Genomic DNA, 20,257 nt, shown 5'->3' on the forward strand with positions numbered 1-20,257 from the left:
AACTTTTATCCGACTTTTTACAATGAGAAAGCAAAATGATCACATCGCTAATAACAAAAATAATAGGCAGTCGAAATGACCGTTACCTTAAGAACCTACGTAAAGTAGTAAATGAAATTAATAAACTTGAACCGGAGATTAAAGCACTATCGGAAGAAGAGCTAAAAGCCAAAACATCTTACTTTAAAGAACGTCTCGCTAAAGGCGAAACCATAGATGATATTTTGGTTGAAGCTTTTGCAGTAGTCAGAAGTGCTTCTGAACGTGTATTTGGTATGCGTCATTTTGATGTGCAGTTGATTGGCGGTATTGTATTAAATGAGAATAAAATTGCAGAAATGCGTACTGGTGAGGGTAAAACGTTAACGGCAACATTACCTGCTTATTTAAATGCGTTAACCGGCAACGGTGTGCATGTTATTACTGTGAATGATTACCTAGCGCGTCGTGATGCGGAATGGAATGCAAAACTATTTGAATATCTCGGATTAACCGTTGGCATTAACTTGTCAGGTATGACCGGTGAAGAAAAACGTACTGCATACGCTGCAGATATCACCTACGGTACGAATAACGAGTTCGGTTTTGATTACCTGCGCGACAACATGGCTTTTGAAGCATCACAACGCGTTATGCGCGGTCTTCATTTTGCTATTGTCGATGAGGTTGACTCTATTTTAATCGATGAAGCAAGAACACCATTGATTATTTCAGGCCCTACCGATGGTGATGCAACGCTTTATACCAAACTTAATTCAATTATTCCTTTACTGACTCAACAAGATAAAGAAGATACTGAAGAATATGTGGGTGAAGGTGACTTCACTGTTGATGAGAAAAGTAAGCAAGTATTATTAACTGAACGCGGCCAAGAAAAAGTTGAGCGTATTCTACAAGAGCGCGGTTTATTAGAAGAAAACACGTCGTTATACGCGGCATCAAGCATTAGCCTATTACACCATGTTAACGCTGCATTACGAGCTCATACTCTGTTTGAAAAAGATGTTGAATACATTGTGACCGCGCAGGGTGAAGTGGTTATAGTCGATGAACATACTGGGCGTACTATGCCTGGTCGTCGTTGGTCTGAAGGTTTACATCAAGCTGTTGAAGCAAAAGAAGGGGTTAAAATTCAAAATGAAAACCAAACCCTTGCATCAATCACTTTCCAGAATTACTTCCGTTTATATGAAAAACTAGGTGGAATGACCGGAACGGCTGATACCGAAGCGTTTGAATTCCAATCTATTTATGGTTTAGAAACCATTGTTATCCCTACGAACCGTCCAATGGTACGTAAAGATGGCGGCGATTTAGTGTACTTAACTGAGCTTGAAAAATACCAAGCTATTATAGAAGATATTAAAACTCGTTTAGAGCGTCGCCAACCTGTGTTAGTCGGTACCGTTTCAATTGAAAACTCTGAATTACTTTCTGAGTTGATGACAAAAGCAAATATTAAGCACAATGTTTTAAATGCTAAATTCCATGAAAAAGAAGCTGATATTATCGCACAAGCAGGGGCGTTAGGATCAGTTACCATTGCGACTAACATGGCCGGCCGTGGTACAGATATTGTGCTAGGTGGTAATTTACAAAACCGTCTAGAAAAGTTAGGTGAACTGACTGAACAACAAATTGTTGCTGAAACTGCTGCATGGAAAGAAGATCAAGCGGCGGTATTAGCTGCTGGCGGTTTATATATTGTAGGTACTGAGCGACATGAATCGCGTCGTATCGATAACCAATTACGTGGCCGTGCGGGGCGTCAAGGTGACGCTGGTGAAAGCCGTTTCTACTTGTCGATGGAAGATTCGTTAATGCGTATCTTTGCTTCTGAAAAAGTGTCTAATATGATGAAAAAATTAGGCATGGAAAATGGAGAAGCGATTGAGCATCCTTGGGTAACTCGCGCGATTGAAAATGCACAACGTAAAGTGGAAGGCCGTAACTTTGACATGCGTAAATCATTGTTGGACTTTGATGATGTTGCTAATGATCAACGTAAAGTCGTTTACCAACAACGTAATGGCATTATGGACAGTGATAATATCACTGAAAATATTGAGCAAATGTGGGCAGACGTTTTCAATACCTGCATCGATGAATATGTACCACAACATTCGTTAACGGAGCAATGGGATTTAGCTGGATTAGAAGCGCGTCTGAAACAAGATTTCTTGATCGAGTTGCCAGTGCAACAATGGTTAACCGACGATGCTAATTTACAAGAAGAAACCATTCGTGAAAATATCGTCGAGCATGCTCGTAATACTTACCAAGATAAAAAAGAGCAAGTGGGCGAATCTATTATTGCTGGATTTGAAAAATCAGTGATGTTGCAAACTATTGATATGTTGTGGAAAGAGCATTTAGCGGCGATGGACCATCTTCGTCAGGGTATTCATCTACGTGGTTACGCTCAAAAAGATCCAAAACAAGAATATAAACGTGAGTCTTTTGAACTGTTTATTGCGATGTTAGAAAACTTGAAAATGGATGTGGTGGGCATTTTGTCTAAAGTGCAAATTCAAAGTAAAGAAGAAGCCGAAGCAATTGACCAACAACGCCGTGAAGCGGAAGAGAAAGCGAAAATTCAATATCAACATGCGCAAGTCAATAGTGATGGTGAAGCTGAAAAAGAAACAGCTGAAACAGCTGATACCTTTATTCGTGAAAACAAAAAGGTGGGGCGTAATGAGCCATGTCCTTGTGGATCAGGTAAAAAATTCAAGCAATGTCATGGTAAGTTAGGGTGATCTAATACCGGTATTATTTAGATAACATCGGTACAGCATGATATAAAAGGTGGTACTTCTTTGAAGACCACCTTTTTTTTAAAGCGTAAATAAGCTTAATCGATTCAAGTAAGTGTGAATATTATGATAGAACAACAAACCATCAGTATTGCCATTGTACAAAATGAACAGAAACAACTACTTATTAGCCGCCGCCAACAAGGTAAGCATCTTGCTGGAAAGTGGGAATTTCCAGGAGGAAAAGTTGAGCAGGGAGAAGCGCTCGAAACAGCGATGTTGCGTGAGTTGAAAGAAGAGGTCGGGTTAAGTGCAACCCAGTTCACTTTATTTGATTCACTGAATTTTCAATACGATCAACTAAATCTAAGTCTGCACTTTTATTTAGTCAGTGACTATGAAGGTGAGCCAGTGTCCTTAGAAGGGCAACAGATAAAATGGGTTGGTGTCTCCCAACTCTGTGAATATGAGTTCCCTAAAGCTAATTTAACAGTGATCAATAAATTACTCTAACACGCATGAATGAGGCAAATCGTGGCACATTGTTACGCGTTTTACCGGTAAAACGATAGCTGATGGTTGTGCCAATTGGCGGTGGGTTTTGGCGTTCTTTATCACTAAAACCAGTGCCTATTTTAAAGGTGATGCCATCTTCCGTTTTTACTAATAAAGAACCCAGTTGCCCTTTGTACTTACCTTTACCAGGTAGATGTTCCATCACTATCGCTTCTGCATCTTCAAATTTTTTCAGCTTCATCAAGTCTCTATTACGCTTATGTTGATATAAAGCTTGCTCGTGGTGCAACATTAAACCTTCTCCATTTTCATCAACAACCTTATCTAGCAATGCGTATAAAGCGGTAATAGAGGTTAATTTCTGTTGTTTTATGATCTGTAAATAGGGACTATTCGCTTGATCAACTAATTGTTGCATCTGCTGAATACGTTGTGAAAATGGTGCTGGGCTAAGTGGTAGATCAAATATCATAAACTTCACCTGTTGCCAGTGAGAATTATTTACATCTTGAGTGCGCACAATACCTGACACTTTTTCAAATTGTTGTCGTGATATCCATAGCTCACCATCCAGTGCAGTAGTAGGAAAGTCACGTGTAAACCAAACCGGGGCGGTGAAACGGTTACCCTGCTTGGATATAAGTTGTTTACCATCCCAGTAAGCACGTAATCCATCTAATTTTTCACTGACAAAATATTGTTCAATATTAATGTCTTGTCGAAAGGTGGTTGCAAGTTGGATAGCAGGTGTCTGCGCATAACAAAAAGTTGTACTAAAGAGGGTGAGTATTATCAGGAGTCCTGTTTTTCTCTGTCTTAAGCGGGTGAGGCAGTTGCATAATATATAATAGTGGTTTATTAATCTGTTTATCGTGACGAGCAACAGGTAGGGAGTGAAGCGAGCAAGCGTATCTATCATAAAAACCTCCAACACAGTTAAAAGAACAAAGACTTTTATAAGTGTAGGAAGTTTTTTAGCGTTAGGTTATTTTTATTCTTGAATAAAACGCATTGATAAATCGACAGCATGCACATGTTTGGTTAATGCACCTACTGAAATATAGTCAACACCGGTTTCGGCATAACTTAAAATAGTCGTGTTATCTACATTGCCCGATACTTCTAAATCTGCTTGTCGTGAATTACTTTTATTAATGGCTACAGCTTCTAACATCATTGCAATGCTGAAGTTATCTAACATAACACGTTGTGCACCCGCATCTAGTGCCTGTTTGAGTTCATCAATGCTTTCCACTTCAACTTCTACCCAACGTTCCGGGTGCTGTTGATTAGCCACGGTTATTGCTTGTTTAATACCACCACAGGCCATAATATGGTTTTCTTTAATTAAGTAGGCATCATAAAGTCCAATACGATGGTTAAAACCACCTCCACATACAACGGCATATTTAGAGGCATTGCGTAAACCGGGTAATGTTTTACGTGTATCTAATAATTTACATTGAGTCGACGCAATTAAGTCAGAGTAGTATTTGGTGGTGGTCGCGATACCTGATAACGTTTGAATAAAGTTTAATGCAGTACGTTCACCCGTTAATAATGTTCTTGCTGGACCTTGTAATGTAAATAAAGGGCTATTAGCGAGAACAAAATCTCCGTCCTTAACATGCCAAGTGATAACCACTTGATCACCCAATTGGCGAAATACTTCTTGAGTCCAAGCCTTACCACAGAAAACTGCATCATCACGTGTAATTACTGTCGCTTTTGAGTGTTTATCTTCAGGAATTAAATTAGCAGTAATGTCACCTTCTGCTGCTGATAATCCATTTAAATCTTCGTTTAACGCTAAGCTAACACTTTGTGCAATTTCTTGTTCAATCATGGTAAATTTCCAGACGGGGATAAAAAATGAAATATTACCCTAATGGCCTTTGAATACCAATGACCTTAATGCTTAACTCTTATAAAATAAGAGATACAGATCAATATAAAGAGAAGATATAATGCAAGTGATTATTGGCTTAACAGGCGGTATTGGTAGCGGAAAATCAACCGTAGCAAAAGAATTTACCGCTTTAGGAATAGATATTGTTGATGCAGATAAAGTTGCTCGGCAGGTAGTTGAACCTGGACAACAAGCATTAACTGAAATTGAACTTTATTTTGGCAGCGATGTCTTAAATGCTGCAGGCGAACTTGATAGGGCGAAGCTGAGGCAACTTATTTTTCAATCTGACGCTAAAAAAAAATGGTTAAATGCATTATTGCATCCCATCATTCGCGATACATTATTAGCGCAATTAAAGATGGCTAAGAGTGAATATGTGATTTTGGAAGCGCCATTATTACTGGAAAATAAACTGACCCAATATACTGACTATACGCTAGTCGTTGATGTGGATGAAAAATTGCAGATCGAGCGGGCAATGAAACGAGACGAAAATTCAAAATCTCAAATTCAAGCCATTATGGACGCGCAGATTAGCCGTTCGCTTCGCTTACAACAAGCTGATTATGTTATTGACAACAGTAGTATTGATCGCGTTGCTTTAAAACAACAAATTAAATCGTTACATTTGAAATTTTTATCCCTAAAAAAGAAGACATTTAACTCTTAGTTATGCCTTTTAATGTAACCTTACTTTTTATAAAACAAATAAATAGACTATTTTATGATCTCTTTTGAATACCCCCTTACAGAAAAAAGTCGTTGTTACTTACGCTTTGAATCACTTTTTTTACAAATTAAGCAAAGCATGGGTTTGGATCATGAAAGTGATGCCACTGCTTATTTCAAATCATTATTTGAATTAATAGAATTAAGTGATCGCAGTGATATTCGCCATGATTTAATTAAAGACTTACGCGCTTTATTAGAAGATATGCAATCATGGCTCGCTTGGGAGCAGGCAGATACAAAAGCTATTAAGGCATTAATGGTAGAAATAAGTGAATTAATTAGTACCTTGTTAGTTATGTCAAAACAATTAAAATTCTTCAAAGACAGTCGTTTTTTAACATCGTTAAAACAACGCTTTTTCATTCCGGGTGGTTGTTGTAACTTTGATTTGCCGCAGTTTCACTTCTGGCAAGCACAGCCTATTTCGGTACAAAAGGCAGATGCTCTAAAATGGTTTGAACACTTTGATGTATTAGAGCGTGCGTTAACATTATTTTTGAAAATGAAACGTCATCAAGGTATTAAGTCTAAACAGCGTGCTAAGAATGCTTTTTACCAAGGTGAAGTTGAACATGCCTTGTTTATTATCATTAATGTGGATCCTGCGTTACAGGTATATCCTATGATATCAGGGCACAAACATCGTTATTCGGTTCGTTTTATGAATGCCAATGCTGAAAATAGCCACGCTGATTATATAGAATTTGAACAGGTTTTTTGTTAATAACATAAGCGATTAATGTTAAAATAAAAGATTAAATATGTAAGGAAGAACGATGAAAGTTAATTGCCCAACTTGTCAAAAACAAGTTGTTTGGGATAAACAAAGTTTATACCGTCCATTTTGTTGTAAACGTTGTCAGCTTATTGATTTAGGTGAATGGGCCGACGAAGAAAAACGGATTAAAGGCGAGTCTGTTAGCCCTGAGAATTTGCCACAAAACAAAACTATTTATTTTGAAGAAGATTAAATAAAGCCATTTATTTTTAATAACCGAAACAAAAAATAATTTATACTGTATAAATCCAGAATGTTAGCCTAACTTAAAATACATTCTGGATATTTTCATTTATCCCTCTGTAAATATTCATTAGATACAAGACTCTATTAAAAGTAGGTACGTATGAACGAATATAGACGAAGTTTGCTATGTTGTATTTTATTTTGTGTGTTAATCCTGAGCTATGCTGTTTACGATACATATGCAAGTTATGCGAAGGAAAAAGAAGCGGTTCGCTCTCGCGTCGGTAATACAAGTTTCCTGATCGCTGAATGGCTGAAGGGAGAATTTCAAGCATCCGATTATGTCTTGTTAGACATAATGAGTCGTATTTCATCAGATGATTTGATTTACCCACATCCCAATCCAAGCCAACAACAAGCAACTATAAAATTTCTCACTTCTAAACTACAAACTTTACCTAATTATTACACTGGCATAGGCACTGCAGATGAAAACTGTATCATTTCTCATGCTTATAACTACCCACCCCGGTCATCTGCAATAGGCTTTAATGGCAGCAAACGAGATTGGTGTATTGAACATAGAAACGATGAAAACTCAGGACAATATGTGACGCCCTCCTTTAAGAGCACAACGGGAAATCTCAGTGTTGTGCAAAATCGAGCTTTTCGCGGTGGCTCAAAAGAATTCGGTGGCATGATCGGCTTTCAAATAGAGCTTAATTTCTTTTCAACTTTAATCGATCAAGTAGTGCTGGATAAACATGGCGTGATAGGTGTGATTGATAGCAATATGGTGTTGTTAGCCAGAAAACCTCAAATGCCAGGGAAAGTGGGTGTGCAGATCCAAGATAAAGTTGCTGCTGAGTACGTTGGCTCCGATCGTGATACTTTATCTACCTTTCAGTATAAGTCCCCATTGGATACTGAAAGTCGTTTTTATGGTATGCGTAAAGTTGATACTTTACCGTTTTATATCATCGTTGGTGAAGCCGACACAGACTGGTTAAAAAGTTGGTATTTAAAAACATTGATGATGTTCAGTATTGTCAGCATATTATTTATAATGTCGATTTTGTTGCTATTGAATTATTGGAAACAATTGGATCAAGCTAAAAAACTCTTGTTGTTAGCGCAAACTGATCACTTGACCAAAACATTAAATCGTCGAGGTTTTATGTTAGAGGCTAATAAAGAGTTAAGTCTAGTGCATCGATATGAAACAGATTTGGTTATTTTTGCCTTGGATATTGACCACTTTAAATTGATTAATGATACACATGGTCATGCGACAGGCGATAGAGCAATGGTTGCCTTCACTCAAGTTTGTTTTCATTCGCTGCGAGATGTCGATGTTTTTGCTAGGATCGGTGGTGATGAATTTATTATACTATTACCACATACTAACCTTGAACAAGCGGTTGTCGTTGCTGAGCGTATCAGAAAAGCAGTGCAAGAATGTATTGTTATGAATGATCACGCTGAAGCGGTACAGATGACATTGAGTATTGGAGTAGCGGTGGTTCGTCCGGAAGTTAAAACGGTGACGGAGATGATGGCATTAGTTGATAAAGCCCTTTATTCAGCAAAACAAAATGGACGTAATCAAGTACAATATATAGCTGATGAATGATAACAATTGTAGTCAATCACCACTTTATTGATAACGGTTGTCTAAAAATTAAAACCTATAACCAAAAATCATCACAATTATAATAAATGAAATACAAGGGAAAATAATGACGTTACAAGACTTTATAGCAAAACTGAATACACAACCGGAGCAGGTTGAGTTTGCCGATACAATGGCAGTGATTGAAGCAAACTATGCATTTACCGAAACGTCATTTAGCAATGGTTTGCAAGTTAATGCGGAAGGTGAAAACTCAGGCTCATGTAAGGTTTTTTCATTTGCACAATTAAATAAATTAACTGAAGCGCAAACCTTAGCTTGTTTTGGTATCTATTACCGTAATGATGTTCTAGAAAACCCTGAAGCCAGTGATCACCAAAATATTCGTCAGTTTATGCTTAATGGTTGGTCTGGTATCCATTTTGATGCAGTGGCATTAAATCCGTTATAATCGCTTAAATAACTTATGACAGAATTGTATTGCTATTTGTCATAAAAAAGGGGCTTATTATTAGCCCTTTTTCAAATAAAATCATTCACTATTGGTCACTACTTGTTAAATTTACTAGTGCTTTATTTAGCAAACGCCTAATTTAATAAGGAGTTAATCTAACTGCCAGCCAACTTAACTTGGTAACCTTGTTTTTCTAATACAGATTTAATAATCTCACGTTGGTCTGTTTGGATTTCGATAACAAAGTCTTTTACCGTGCCACCACAACCGGTGCGCTTTTTAATTTCTTTCGCTAATGCTTTAATTGCTTTATCGTCAAGTTGCAAACCTTTAATTAACGTGACACCTTTACCCTTACGCCCTTTAGTTTCACGATGTAGACGAATAATGCCGTCACCCTCAGGCGCAACTTGTTTTTGTTTGGTTTTTTCTACTTTTCCACCGTCAGTAGAATAAACTACATTTAAATCACCAAAATCCATCATCATTCCTACTTATTTGAGTTTTACCTATTTTATACCCGTTAATACTGCAGATGCAAAATTCAATAAAATATTCACTTTAAAATTCTGTCATAAAATCCTTTTATAAAATTCATTTATCAACACCTTTATAACGCAATTACGATGAAAGAATCCTCACTTCATGGTGCTTTAAGGTTACAAATTGATCTAAAACAAGAGACCGCTTTATAGCTGAGCTTTTAAGGTGTTTTACATTGTTAATGATAATAGTTTGTATTACCTTGTTGTTTAGTAACAAGTGCTGATAGACGCATTCAGTGCAACAGTGGTGAGGATCAACGATGACATTATCAGAATTAAAAATAGGCCAAACAGCAAACATTGTGAACATCAATGCCATAGAGCCTGTCATGCGCAAAAAACTACTTAATTTAGGCTTTTTACCAAAAGCACAAATACAATTATTACGGGTTGCTCCAATGGGTGACCCGATAGCTATTCGCTGTGCCAATAGCTCCATTGCTTTACGTAAAAGTATCGCCAATCAGATCATAGTGGAGCGTTAATATGACCTTAAATATTGCAACCATTGGTAACCCCAATTCAGGTAAAACTACTTTATTCAATTCGCTTACGGGCAGCAATCAACGTGTTGGTAACTGGAGTGGTGTGACTGTTGAGAAAAAAACAGGGCATTTTAGTTTAGGTGAGCAGCAAACGGTTAAAATCATTGATTTACCTGGTATCTACAACCTTGACCTCGACCAGTTTGGCACTTCATTAGATGAACGCGTTGCCTTTGAATATATGATGCAAAGTCAACCTGATATCGTGATGAATATTATTGATGCGAGCTGCTTAGAAAGAAGTTTGTATTTAACCCTGCAGTTGCTAGAGCTTGGTTTACCAGTGCTTGTTGTACTGAATAAAATGGACTTAGCAGATAAACAACATGTAGTGATTAATGAAAAGCAACTCAGTAAACAGTTAGGCTGCCCTGTTGTGTCACTATCTGCGCATGATCAAAAAGCGGTAAAACAATTAAAGCATACATTTAGCGAACTTGATTTAGCCAGCTTAGGAGCTGACTTTTATCTCGACTATGGACAACAATTACAACCCATTATTGAGCAAACATCACAATTATTTCCTACTAATACTCGCCTTAAACGACAAGCATTAGCGATCAAATGTATTGAAAATGATTATTCAATATTACAAGGCTTTAATCAGCAAGATAAACAGACTATTGAACAGCTAAGAAGCTCATTAGCAATTGATGTCGATTTACAAATAGCCGATGTTCGCTACTCCTACATTTACACAATCACACAGGAAGCGGTTAGAACAAAGGGACATTTAAGCCAAACATTAACGGAAAAAATTGATGCGGTTACTTTAAATAGATTTACTGGGATCCCAGTGTTTTTATTAGTGATGTATTTGATGTTTATGTTCTCTATCAATATTGGTAGTGCATTTATTGATTTCTTTGATATTGCCGCTGGTGCTATTTTTGTTGATCAAATGGCACAATGGTTAAGTCTGATTAATGCCCCTGAATGGCTGATAAATGTATTAGCCTATGGCGTTGGCAATGGTATTCAAACCGTCATGACGTTTATTCCCGTGATTGCCTGTTTGTATCTGTTCTTAGCCGTGCTTGAAAGTTCAGGCTACCTTGCAAGAGCGGCGTTTGTTATTGACCGTGCCATGCAGTTTATCGGTTTGCCGGGCAAATCCTTTGTGCCAATGATTGTGGGTTTTGGTTGTACCGTACCCGCAGTGATGGCCGCAAGAACCTTAGAAAAAGAGCGCGAACGCCTGCTCACCGTAATCATGTCTCCATTTATGTCATGTGGAGCTCGATTACCTGTTTATGCTTTATTCGCCAGTGCATTTTTTCCGGAGCAAGGACAAAATATTGTCTTCCTATTGTATTTGATTGGTATTTTAGTTGCCGTACTGACAGGGTATGTACTAAGTAGAACGATTCTGCCGGGTAAAAGTGAAAGTATGTTTTTAGAAATACCTGACTATGAAATACCAACCGTTAAAAATACTTTAATCAAAACATGGCAAAAACTAAAAGGTTTTTTATTTGGAGCCGGACAAACCATCGTTTTAGTGGTGACATTACTGAACGTCATTAACTCGGTAGGGATTGACGGTAGTTTTGGCCATCAAGACAGTGAAAGCTCATTGCTAAGTCAAGGGGCACAAATTATTACCCCTATTTTATCGCCATTGGGTATTAATAATGAAAACTGGCCAGCTACCGTGGGGATAGTAACAGGTATTTTCGCAAAAGAAGCGGTAGTAGGCACACTTAATAACTTGTACTCAACCCAAGATGCAGGCGCAGAAGCAGAGTTAAGCTTGTTAGAGAAGCTTAATGAAGCATTAGCGACTATTCCTGAAAATCTAATGGGCATTGATATTAGCGACCCTTTAGGCATAAATGTCGGAGAGTTAGGGGATTTAACAACGGCTGCTGAAGTACAAGGTGTTGATTTAACTATTTATAGCAATATTCAACAAGCCTTTGTTAGCCAAGAAGCTGCGTTTGCTTATTTACTATTTATCCTACTTTATGCACCGTGCGCTGCTGCGATGGGCGCGATCGTCAGGGAAGTAGGTATGAATTGGGCACGATTTATCGCCGTTTGGTCCACTGCCATTGCTTATATTGTTTCGGTTGCTTATTACCAAATCGCGACCTTTGCATTACACCCTATGGTTAGCCTCGCGTACTTATTAGGTTCCGCTGTTATAATTTTAGGCGTGTTGTATAAGTTAAAGTCGAAAGGCAACTTACTTGCTGACGTCTCCATTAGTTCTGAGCAATCCTTAGTGTAAAGAGGAGTAACAATGATTTTAAAGCGTTTATCAGACTATATTGAAACACAACAACGTGTAGAAGAAGGCACATTGTTAAAGCATTTTCGGTTACAAAGAAATGGGCTTGCACCGATGATTGAAATACTGATCCGAGCAGGGCATATACAAAAAACAATTAATCAACGCGGAGATAAACTGCCTCCACAGGTTTTCTATAGTTGGCATAAACAACAAGTTATCCCAATGACAACCTTATTATAATCGCTCACACTAACTGCCCAAGAACATGAAATAGGGGGTTGAAGCTTGTTTCGTTGATCATTTCTTGCAAATTTATTTTTTGCTAATAAACCTTACACAACAAATACCTGATGCAGTAACTGGTTCAGGTATTTTTTTAGTTAAAATTTGTGACTAGCATCAGTTATTCAAAATATGTACAATCCACCTCCGAATTTATACCAGAATTAGTCTAGTTGAGGCATTCCATGAGTCAGAAAAAAGTAAACCTGTTAGATTTGAACCGTCAAGGTTTACGTGATTTTTTCACCGAAATGGGTGAAAAACCGTTTCGTACCGAACAAGTAATGAAATGGATTTACCATTTTGGTTGTGATGATTTTGATCAAATGACCAATATTAATAAAGCATTGCGTGAAAAATTAAAGCAACGTGCAGAGATAATTGCACCAGAAGTTAAAGTTGAACAACGCAGTGAAGATGGCACCATTAAATGGGCAATGACTGTTGGTAATCAAGAAGTTGAAACCGTTTATATCCCTGAAAAAGACCGTGCAACATTATGTGTATCTTCACAGGTAGGTTGTGCGTTAGCTTGTGATTTCTGTTCAACGGCTCAACAAGGGTTCAACCGTAATTTGACCGTGTCTGAAATTATCGGACAAGTATGGCGCGCGGCTAAAATTATCGGTGTGATGGGGGAAAGTGGTACTCGACCTATTACTAACGTGGTAATGATGGGCATGGGCGAACCATTATTAAATTTAAATAACGTCATTCCTGCAATGGAATTAATGTTAGATGATTTAGGTTATGCATTATCGAAGCGTCGTGTGACGTTATCTACATCGGGTGTCGTGCCTGCGTTAGATATCTTAGGCGATCGTATTGATGTGGCTTTAGCGATTTCATTGCATGCACCGAATGATGCGCTACGTTCTAAAATGATGCCCATTAACGACAAATATGATATTGCCGACTTCTTAGCCGGTGTAAAACGTTATATTAGTAAGTCGAATGCAAACCGCGGTAAAGTGACGGTAGAATATTTATTATTAGACCACGTTAATGATTCTACGGATCAAGCGCACGAGTTAGCGCATTTATTAAAAGACACACCGTGTAAAATTAATTTGATCCCATTTAACCCATTTCCAGGTAATGACTATACTAAGCCAAGTAACAGTCGTGTTGACCGATTCAATAAAGTGTTGATGGAATATGGTTATACGGTGATCGTACGTAAAACACGCGGTGATGATATCGACGCTGCTTGTGGACAATTAGTGGGTGATGTTATTGACCGTACTAAACGCACCATGAATAAACGCCAACATGGTGAAAACATCAATATTCAACAGAGTTAATAACAAAAAGCCTAAATTCTGTTCTTGAACAATACGATCCAGTTCAAGAACAGTTAAAAAAAGCATGCATCAAACAACAAGTTACTTCACAATAGAGATGCTTGAAAGACATTTCCTGCACGACTTTTCGTTCTTGAGGAATTTATGCGTTTTATATTGATTAGCTTAGTCTCTTTATTTTTTATTTCAGCTTGTGTCTCAAGCGAAACAATCAAAACCATCAATAGCCCTGGTGGCCAAAAAATGGCTTTTAATCCTGAAGGCGCTGCGGATACGCGTTTGAAATTAGCTTTGTTATATCTCGAAAACAAGCAAATGCAGCAAGCCAAAGAAAATCTTGATACAGCCTTAAAATACCAACCTAATAGTGCCAAAGTCTTTCGTATCTACGCTTATTATTATCAGAAAGTAAATGAAAACGATAAAGCAGAGCAACTTTATAAAAAATCCTTAGCCTTAGATGAAGATAATGGCGATACTTATCATAATTATGGTACTTTCTTATGTGCACAGGGTAAGTATGAAAAAGCAGAAGAAGCTTTCTTAAAAGCAATTTCATTACCACATTACACACGCGTTGCCCGCACTTACTCTAATGCAGCCGTATGTGCGGAAGAGGCAAAAGATAATAAGAAAGCCATTTTCTATTATGGTTATGCTTTATCACACAGCCCTAATAGCATCGGTATTAATTTATCTTTAGCTAAGTTAAATATTACTGAAAAAAATTATAAAGCGGCTGCAATCAATTTATTTACCTTTCAACGTAGCTCACCTGCAACGGCAGAAAGTTTATGGCAATGGGTACGTTTGAGTTATGCTTCCGGTAAAAAAGCAAGTTTAGCAAGATATTCAGCACAACTTTTAGATAAATTCCCTACCTCTCAACAAGCTTTGAGCTATTTAAATAATGAGCACCATGACTGATCAAATTCTACAGATGGAAACGACAATGACACTCGATAAAATTCTTAAAGAAAGTCGATTAGCGGCTAATTTATCTATTGATGAGGTTGCTCTTAAACTCAACTTAAAAGAAACCGTTATTTTAGATATTGAAAATAACCTAGAGCAGGTGATTGCTGAAAATCGATACCCGATCATTTACTTGCGTGGTTATATTGCCAATTACAGTAAAATGGTTGGGGTGGCTGATCTAAAATCTTATCCTGAATACCAACAACTAATACACCCTGAAAAACGCGTGACAACCTTAAAAAGTCCGCATATTCTCAGGGCAAAAAAAAGCTCGGCAAAAAAAGTGATCTGGATACTCTTCCTACTGATCTTGATCACGGCTGCAGGATTGACTGTATTTTGGAATTATTCTGCGTTGTTCTCCATGGTAAAACCCGGTGTTGTAACAGAAAATAGAGAGATGCGCTTGCCGGAACATTCTGATGAAAATGAACCTTTGTTTAATGACCAAGATACTTTACCAGCAGAGTCGACAGCGCAACCAGTGATAGACGAACAGCAAAGTGTGGAAACAGATACGGCACAGTAGTGTTCAGCAAGCTAGATCAACCGTTGGCTATCAACAAAATGAAAACGTATCGGTAATATCAGAGAGTATTAGACATAGTGGATTAAAAGCCATTAGTTAATACTTGCAGTAGCAGTTCTATTTCAACTAAAATTAACGCAATCAATATTGCGGCGAAGTTTCTACTAAATAATGTTAAATTGGTGCGAGTAAGCAACTAATTGTCACTTCGCTCAGTCATAATAATTCGACGATAAAAGCGATATACTAACGTATCACCTTGAACCTTTAACTTTAAAGAGTAACTACAATGAGTCATACCTCTTCGATTATACGCCGCGTATCTAAACAGATTATGGTGGGCAATGTCCCTGTGGGTGGTGGTGCACCAATTACTGTGCAATCAATGACTAACACGTTAACAACAGATGTGGATGCAACCGTTGCACAAATAAGACGCTTAGAAGCGGTTGGTGCGGATATGGTGCGAGTGTCTATTCCTACTATGAATGCAGCAGAAGCGTTTCGTGAAATTAAAAAACAGTGCAATATTCCTTTAATAGCCGATATTCACTTTGACTACCGTATCGCGTTGAAAGTCGCTGAATACGGTGTCGATTGCCTGCGTATTAATCCTGGCAACATTGGTAATGAGCAACGCATCCGCAGTGTTGTGGATTGCGCTCGTGATAAAAATATTCCTATTCGAATTGGCGTTAACGGTGGTTCTTTAGAGGCGGATATTCAAGAGCAATATGGTGAACCTACTGCGCAGGCATTAGTGGACTCTGCATTACGCCATGTGGAGATTCTAGACCGTCTTAACTTTGACCAATTTAAAGTCAGTGTAAAAGCATCTGATGCACTATTAGCTGTTGAATCATATCAATTATTAGCAAAACAAATTATTCAACCATTGCACCTTGGTATCACTGAAGCTGGCGGTTTACGTAGTGGTAGCGTTAAATCTGCGGTAGGTCTTGGTATGTTATTGTCTCAAGGAATTGGTGATACATTGCGCGTGTCGTTGGCCGCTGATCCGGTTGAAGAGATCAAAGTAGGTTTCGATATTTTAAAGTCCCTGCGTATTCGTAGTCGTGGCATTAACTTTATTGCTTGCCCAACCTGTTCACGTCAAGAGTTTGATGTAATTGCCACGGTTAATGCCTTAGAAGAACGTTTAGAAGACGTGGTAATGCCGATGGATGTATCGATCATTGGTTGTGTTGTGAACGGACCCGGTGAAGCATTAGTGTCTGATATTGGTATTACTGGTGGCAAAAACAAAAGTGGTTTTTACGAAGATGGAACGCGTCAACGTGATCGCTTCGATAATGACAACGTGATTGACCAGCTTGAAGCAAAAATTCGTGCCCGTATTAGCCGTACTGACCAAAGTAACATTATCGTTAAAGGGTAAACATAACGGGTACTTAATAAATTAAGTCTGTGTTAATCAAGACTTTTAGTGAAAACCTCGAAATAAGCCCAAGTGTTTTTAATATTTGGGCTTTTTATTTACCTTAAACGTAGCAAACCTCTGTAGTATTGTTCCATCTAGACACAAACTTCCTTATAATGACTAACAATTTTATTAACAATACATACTGTATGTATTTTTATTCATCGACAGAATTCGGAAATCATTGTGGCAAAGAAGATACAAGCTATTCGTGGTATGAACGATACCCTTCCTGAACAAACCCCAGTTTGGCAGAAATTAGAGTCATTAATTAGACAAACCGTCAGCAGTTACGGCTACTCTGAAATTCGTATGCCGATTGTAGAAAGTACCCATCTTTTCAAACGTTCGATTGGTGAAGTAACCGATATCGTTGAAAAAGAGATGTACACCTTTGAAGACCGTAATGGCGACAGCTTAACTTTACGACCAGAAGGGACTGCCTCTTGTGTACGTGCGGGTAATGAACATGGTTTACTTTATAACCAAGAACGTAGAATGTGGTACATCGGGCCGATGTTCCGCCATGAACGCCCACAGAAAGGTCGCTACCGTCAATTTCACCAAGTTGGTATAGAAACCTTTGGTATTGCAAGTGCGGACATCGATGCAGAAGTTATTTTATTATCTGCACGTTTATGGAAAGCATTAGGTATTGAGCAACATGTTGAACTGCAATTAAATTCTTTAGGCAGCAATGAAGAACGTAATGTTTATAAAGCGAAATTAGTTGAGTTCTTGCAGTTACACGAAGATAAACTCGACGATGACAGTAAACGCCGTATGTTAACGAATCCATTACGTGTGTTAGATAGCAAAAATGAAGCGGTTCAAGCAATCTTAGAAGATGCTCCGAAACTATCTGATTATTTTGGTGACGAAACAGCAGCACATTTTGCCAAAGTACAAGCATATTTAGATGCTGCGGGTGTTAAATACGTGATCAATGAGCGTATTGTACGTGGTTTAGATTATTATAACCGCACCGTATTTGAATGGGTAACAACTAGCCTAGGTTCTCAAGGCACAATTTGTGCTGGTGGTCGTTATGATGGCTTAGTTGAACAACTTGGTGGTAAAGCAACACCTGCAGTGGGTTTTGCAATGGGTTTAGAACGCATTATTTTAATGCTAGAAACCCTAGAGTTAAATGATGATATTAAAGGTGATGTTGATATTTATAGTATTCTTGTTGGTGAAGGTACTGATATCGCAGGCTTTAAAGTTGCTGAAATTGTACGTGATCAATTACCCCAATTAAAAATGATGCATCACTGTGGCGCGGGTAACTTTAAAAAACAGATGAAGCGTGCTGATAAAAGCGGTGCAAAAATTGCGTTGATCATCGGTGAAAGCGAATTAGAGAGTGGTTGCGTCACAATTAAAGACTTGCAAGGAAATTCAGAGCAACAAACCGTTGCAATTGACAGCTTAGTTAAGGTATTACCTACCTACTTTGCATAGTATATTGATAAAAACAGAATAAGTAAGGAACACACGTGGTTGATATTATTGAAGGTTACGAAACAGAAGAACAACAAGTTGATGCCATTAAACAGTGGTGGAAAGAAAATGGGACCATGCTGGTTGTGGGCGCTGTAGTTGGTTTAGCAGGTCTTTGGGGATGGCGTTATTACGGTGAAACTGTGACCACAAATCAAGAAAAGGCATCCACTGAATTTCAGCAAGTATTAAGTAAATTTGAAGCCGAGGGCGAAGAGCAAAGTAGTGCTGAAATGCGTACTTTTATTGCCAATAACAAAGACAATAACTACGCCACATTAGGTGCATTATTATTAGTTAAAGAAGCCGTTCAAGCTAAAGATTTTGCATTAGCAAAAACACAGTTGACTAATTTATTAGCCAGCAATAGCTATGAGCCGTTAACACCCGTTATTCAATTACGTCTTGCTCGAGTAAATAGTGAGTTAGGTGATTATCAAGCGGCATTAACAACGTTAGACAAAATCACAGCAAAAGGTTTTATTGTTAAAGCTAATCAAAGTAAAGGCTTAGTTTATTTAAAACAAGGCGATCTTGAAGCTGCTCGTAGTGCATTTCAAACGGCAGTTGATGCAAGTGAAGGCCGTGTAGATCCTTTATTACAATTACAATTAGATGATTTAGCCGTTGCTAAAGCAGATGTTGCTCCAGCACCTAAGTTAGATGCTGCGCAATAAATTGAGATAATACAATGATTAAATGGGTTAAAAAGCTAACTGTCATCACCACAACAACACTCGTGTTAAGTGGTTGCTCTATTTTTAGCAGTGAAGATGATGTTGTTAAAATGGCAGAATTGCCAGAGTTTGAAGCGATTTATGAACCAACTATTGCTTGGACAAGCAGTATTAGTGATGGTGTGGATAAATACTACTCTCAACTACAACCTGCCGTAGACAGCAATGCGGTTTACATTGCCGCTCGTGATGGTGAAGTAAAAGCACTGACGGTTAAAAATGGTAAAAAGCTATGGTCAATTGACTTAAGCGATCATGAGTCCAATGACTCTAATCGGTCTGCACGTTTATCTGGTGGTGTTAGTTTAGGTGGTGATACACTTTATATCGGTACCGAAAATGCACAAGTGTTTGCACTTGATGCTGCTAACGGTGACATTAAATGGATGAGCAAAGTCTCTGGTGAAGTTGTCGCACAGCCTATTTATGATAATAGCCTAGTCGTGATACATACTTCACGTGGTGAATTAATTGCGCTTGATAGCTTAACCGGTAAGGAAATGTGGAGTTTAACTAATGCTCAACCTAAACTTACCTTGCGTGGCAGTGCAACACCAAGCATCTCGCAAGGCGGGATCATCTATGGTCGTGCTGACGGTTATCTGGCTGCCGCACTATTAAAAAATGGTCAACCATTGTGGCAAGTTCCGGTTTCAAGACCTTATGGCGCGACTGAGTTAGATCGTTTATCCGATGTTGATATGAAGCCGGTTATTGTTAATGGAACGGTTTATGCGTTGGGTTACAATGGTAACTTAGTGGCGATTGACCTGTTAAAAGGTGAGTTGTTGTGGTCTAAAAAATATTCAGGCTTTAAGAACTTAACAGTATCTGGTCGTGATATTTTCTTAACTGATTACCGTGGTTATGTGTTTGCTGTCAATCGTAATGATGGTGAGCAACGTTGGATCAATAAAGAATTAGCTTACCGCAATGTGACAGGGGTAACCGTCGCCAATGAATATATTGTAGTCGGTGATGCTGAAGGTTATTTACATTGGATTGATCGCGAAAGCGGACAATTTGTTGCACAACAAGATCTAGACTCTGATGGTTTGTATATCGAACCTGTTGCAACGTCTACGCATCTTTATTTACAAACACGCAGTGGTGATTTGATCGCCATTGAAAAACCGATATTAAATGTAGAATAATTTAATACGTTTTTACGCTATACTGTAGCCCCTTGC

At 38.2% G+C, this 20,257-nt stretch carries 20 protein-coding genes; 17 read left to right on the forward strand and 3 right to left on the reverse strand.

The features are described from left to right. The first annotated feature begins 35 nt into the window (after positions 1-35). Together secA and mutT are read left to right on the forward strand one after the other, a co-directional pair. Positions 36-2,759, forward strand: coding sequence for a preprotein translocase subunit SecA (secA, locus tag H592_RS0116780; RefSeq protein ID WP_028869788.1), 2,724 nt, complete (start codon positions 36-38; stop codon positions 2,757-2,759). Between the two features lie 123 nt (positions 2,760-2,882). Next, a complete protein-coding gene (gene mutT / locus H592_RS0116785) occupies positions 2,883-3,269 on the forward strand; it encodes an 8-oxo-dGTP diphosphatase MutT (RefSeq protein ID WP_051369226.1) in 387 nt (128 codons plus the stop codon). On the opposite strand, the gene H592_RS0116790 is transcribed toward mutT, so the two are convergent. Together H592_RS0116790 and nadC are read right to left on the reverse strand one after the other, a co-directional pair. Continuing rightward, positions 3,253-4,191: a DNA ligase gene (locus H592_RS0116790; protein WP_084296318.1), complete on the reverse strand. Its 939-nt coding sequence runs from the start codon at positions 4,189-4,191 to the stop codon at positions 3,253-3,255. The genes mutT and H592_RS0116790 overlap by 17 nt on opposite strands. A gap of 72 nt (positions 4,192-4,263) precedes the next feature. After that, a complete protein-coding gene (gene nadC, locus H592_RS0116795; RefSeq protein ID WP_028869791.1) occupies positions 4,264-5,118 on the reverse strand; it encodes a carboxylating nicotinate-nucleotide diphosphorylase in 855 nt (284 codons plus the stop codon). A gap of 121 nt (positions 5,119-5,239) precedes the next feature. On the opposite strand from nadC, the gene coaE reads away from it, so the two are divergent. The 5 genes from coaE to H592_RS0116820 all read left to right on the forward strand — a co-directional run bounded on the left by coaE (position 5,240) and on the right by H592_RS0116820 (position 8,964). Then, on the forward strand, positions 5,240-5,854 hold the full coding sequence (gene coaE / locus H592_RS0116800; RefSeq protein ID WP_028869792.1) for a dephospho-CoA kinase: 615 nt from the start codon (positions 5,240-5,242) through the stop codon (positions 5,852-5,854). 54 nt (positions 5,855-5,908) lie between these two features. Then, on the forward strand, positions 5,909-6,640 hold the full coding sequence (gene zapD / locus H592_RS0116805; protein ID WP_028869793.1) for a cell division protein ZapD: 732 nt from the start codon (positions 5,909-5,911) through the stop codon (positions 6,638-6,640). Positions 6,641-6,692: 52 nt separating this feature from the next. Continuing rightward, entirely contained in the window at positions 6,693-6,887 is a 195-nt protein-coding gene (gene yacG, locus H592_RS0116810; protein ID WP_028869794.1) for a DNA gyrase inhibitor YacG, read from the forward strand. 153 nt (positions 6,888-7,040) lie between these two features. Then, a complete protein-coding gene (locus H592_RS0116815) occupies positions 7,041-8,513 on the forward strand; it encodes a sensor domain-containing diguanylate cyclase (protein ID WP_028869795.1) in 1,473 nt (490 codons plus the stop codon). Between the two features lie 106 nt (positions 8,514-8,619). Further along, positions 8,620-8,964, forward strand: coding sequence for a HopJ type III effector protein (locus H592_RS0116820; protein WP_028869796.1), 345 nt, complete (start codon positions 8,620-8,622; stop codon positions 8,962-8,964). 158 nt (positions 8,965-9,122) lie between these two features. Here the strand turns inward: H592_RS0116820 and yciH are convergent, their stop codons facing one another. Continuing rightward, positions 9,123-9,449 carry a stress response translation initiation inhibitor YciH gene (yciH, locus tag H592_RS0116825; RefSeq protein ID WP_028869797.1) on the reverse strand — a complete coding sequence of 109 codons (327 nt, stop codon included), beginning with the start codon at positions 9,447-9,449 and terminating at the stop codon, positions 9,123-9,125. 323 nt (positions 9,450-9,772) lie between these two features. Here yciH and H592_RS0116830 point away from each other — a divergent pair, with 323 nt between their 5' ends. From H592_RS0116830 to bamB, 10 genes are all read left to right on the forward strand, one after another. Further along, positions 9,773-9,997, forward strand: coding sequence for a FeoA family protein (locus H592_RS0116830; protein ID WP_028869798.1), 225 nt, complete (start codon positions 9,773-9,775; stop codon positions 9,995-9,997). Position 9,998: 1 nt separating this feature from the next. Beyond that, positions 9,999-12,290 (forward strand): Fe(2+) transporter permease subunit FeoB, encoded by a 2,292-nt coding sequence (gene feoB, locus H592_RS0116835; protein WP_028869799.1) that lies wholly within the window; start codon positions 9,999-10,001, stop codon positions 12,288-12,290. 12 nt (positions 12,291-12,302) lie between these two features. Beyond that, positions 12,303-12,533, forward strand: a complete 231-nt coding sequence (locus tag H592_RS0116840) for a FeoC-like transcriptional regulator (RefSeq protein WP_028869800.1) — start codon at positions 12,303-12,305, stop codon at positions 12,531-12,533. Between the two features lie 227 nt (positions 12,534-12,760). Next, positions 12,761-13,879, forward strand: coding sequence for a dual-specificity RNA methyltransferase RlmN (gene rlmN, locus H592_RS0116845; RefSeq protein WP_028869801.1), 1,119 nt, complete (start codon positions 12,761-12,763; stop codon positions 13,877-13,879). A 144-nt stretch (positions 13,880-14,023) separates the two neighbouring features. Continuing rightward, the gene (gene pilW / locus H592_RS0116850) at positions 14,024-14,806 is read left to right on the forward strand and encodes a type IV pilus biogenesis/stability protein PilW (protein WP_028869802.1); all 783 of its coding nucleotides are present in this window, start codon (positions 14,024-14,026) and stop codon (positions 14,804-14,806) included. After that, complete coding sequence (locus tag H592_RS0116855) at positions 14,799-15,386, forward strand: helix-turn-helix domain-containing protein (RefSeq protein ID WP_028869803.1); 588 nt, start codon at positions 14,799-14,801, stop codon at positions 15,384-15,386. Before pilW ends, H592_RS0116855 begins: the two co-directional genes overlap by 8 nt. A gap of 289 nt (positions 15,387-15,675) precedes the next feature. Continuing rightward, complete coding sequence (gene ispG, locus H592_RS0116860) at positions 15,676-16,785, forward strand: flavodoxin-dependent (E)-4-hydroxy-3-methylbut-2-enyl-diphosphate synthase (RefSeq protein ID WP_028869804.1); 1,110 nt, start codon at positions 15,676-15,678, stop codon at positions 16,783-16,785. A gap of 228 nt (positions 16,786-17,013) precedes the next feature. Continuing rightward, entirely contained in the window at positions 17,014-18,291 is a 1,278-nt protein-coding gene (gene hisS / locus H592_RS0116865; RefSeq protein ID WP_028869805.1) for a histidine--tRNA ligase, read from the forward strand. Positions 18,292-18,326: 35 nt separating this feature from the next. Continuing rightward, positions 18,327-19,007, forward strand: coding sequence for a YfgM family protein (locus H592_RS0116870; protein ID WP_028869806.1), 681 nt, complete (start codon positions 18,327-18,329; stop codon positions 19,005-19,007). A gap of 14 nt (positions 19,008-19,021) precedes the next feature. After that, a complete protein-coding gene (bamB, locus tag H592_RS0116875) occupies positions 19,022-20,221 on the forward strand; it encodes an outer membrane protein assembly factor BamB (protein ID WP_051369227.1) in 1,200 nt (399 codons plus the stop codon). Positions 20,222-20,257 lie beyond the last annotated feature (36 nt).

The organism is Psychromonas arctica DSM 14288, assembly GCF_000482725.1.
In the GTDB taxonomy this organism is placed as follows: domain Bacteria; phylum Pseudomonadota; class Gammaproteobacteria; order Enterobacterales; family Psychromonadaceae; genus Psychromonas; species Psychromonas arctica.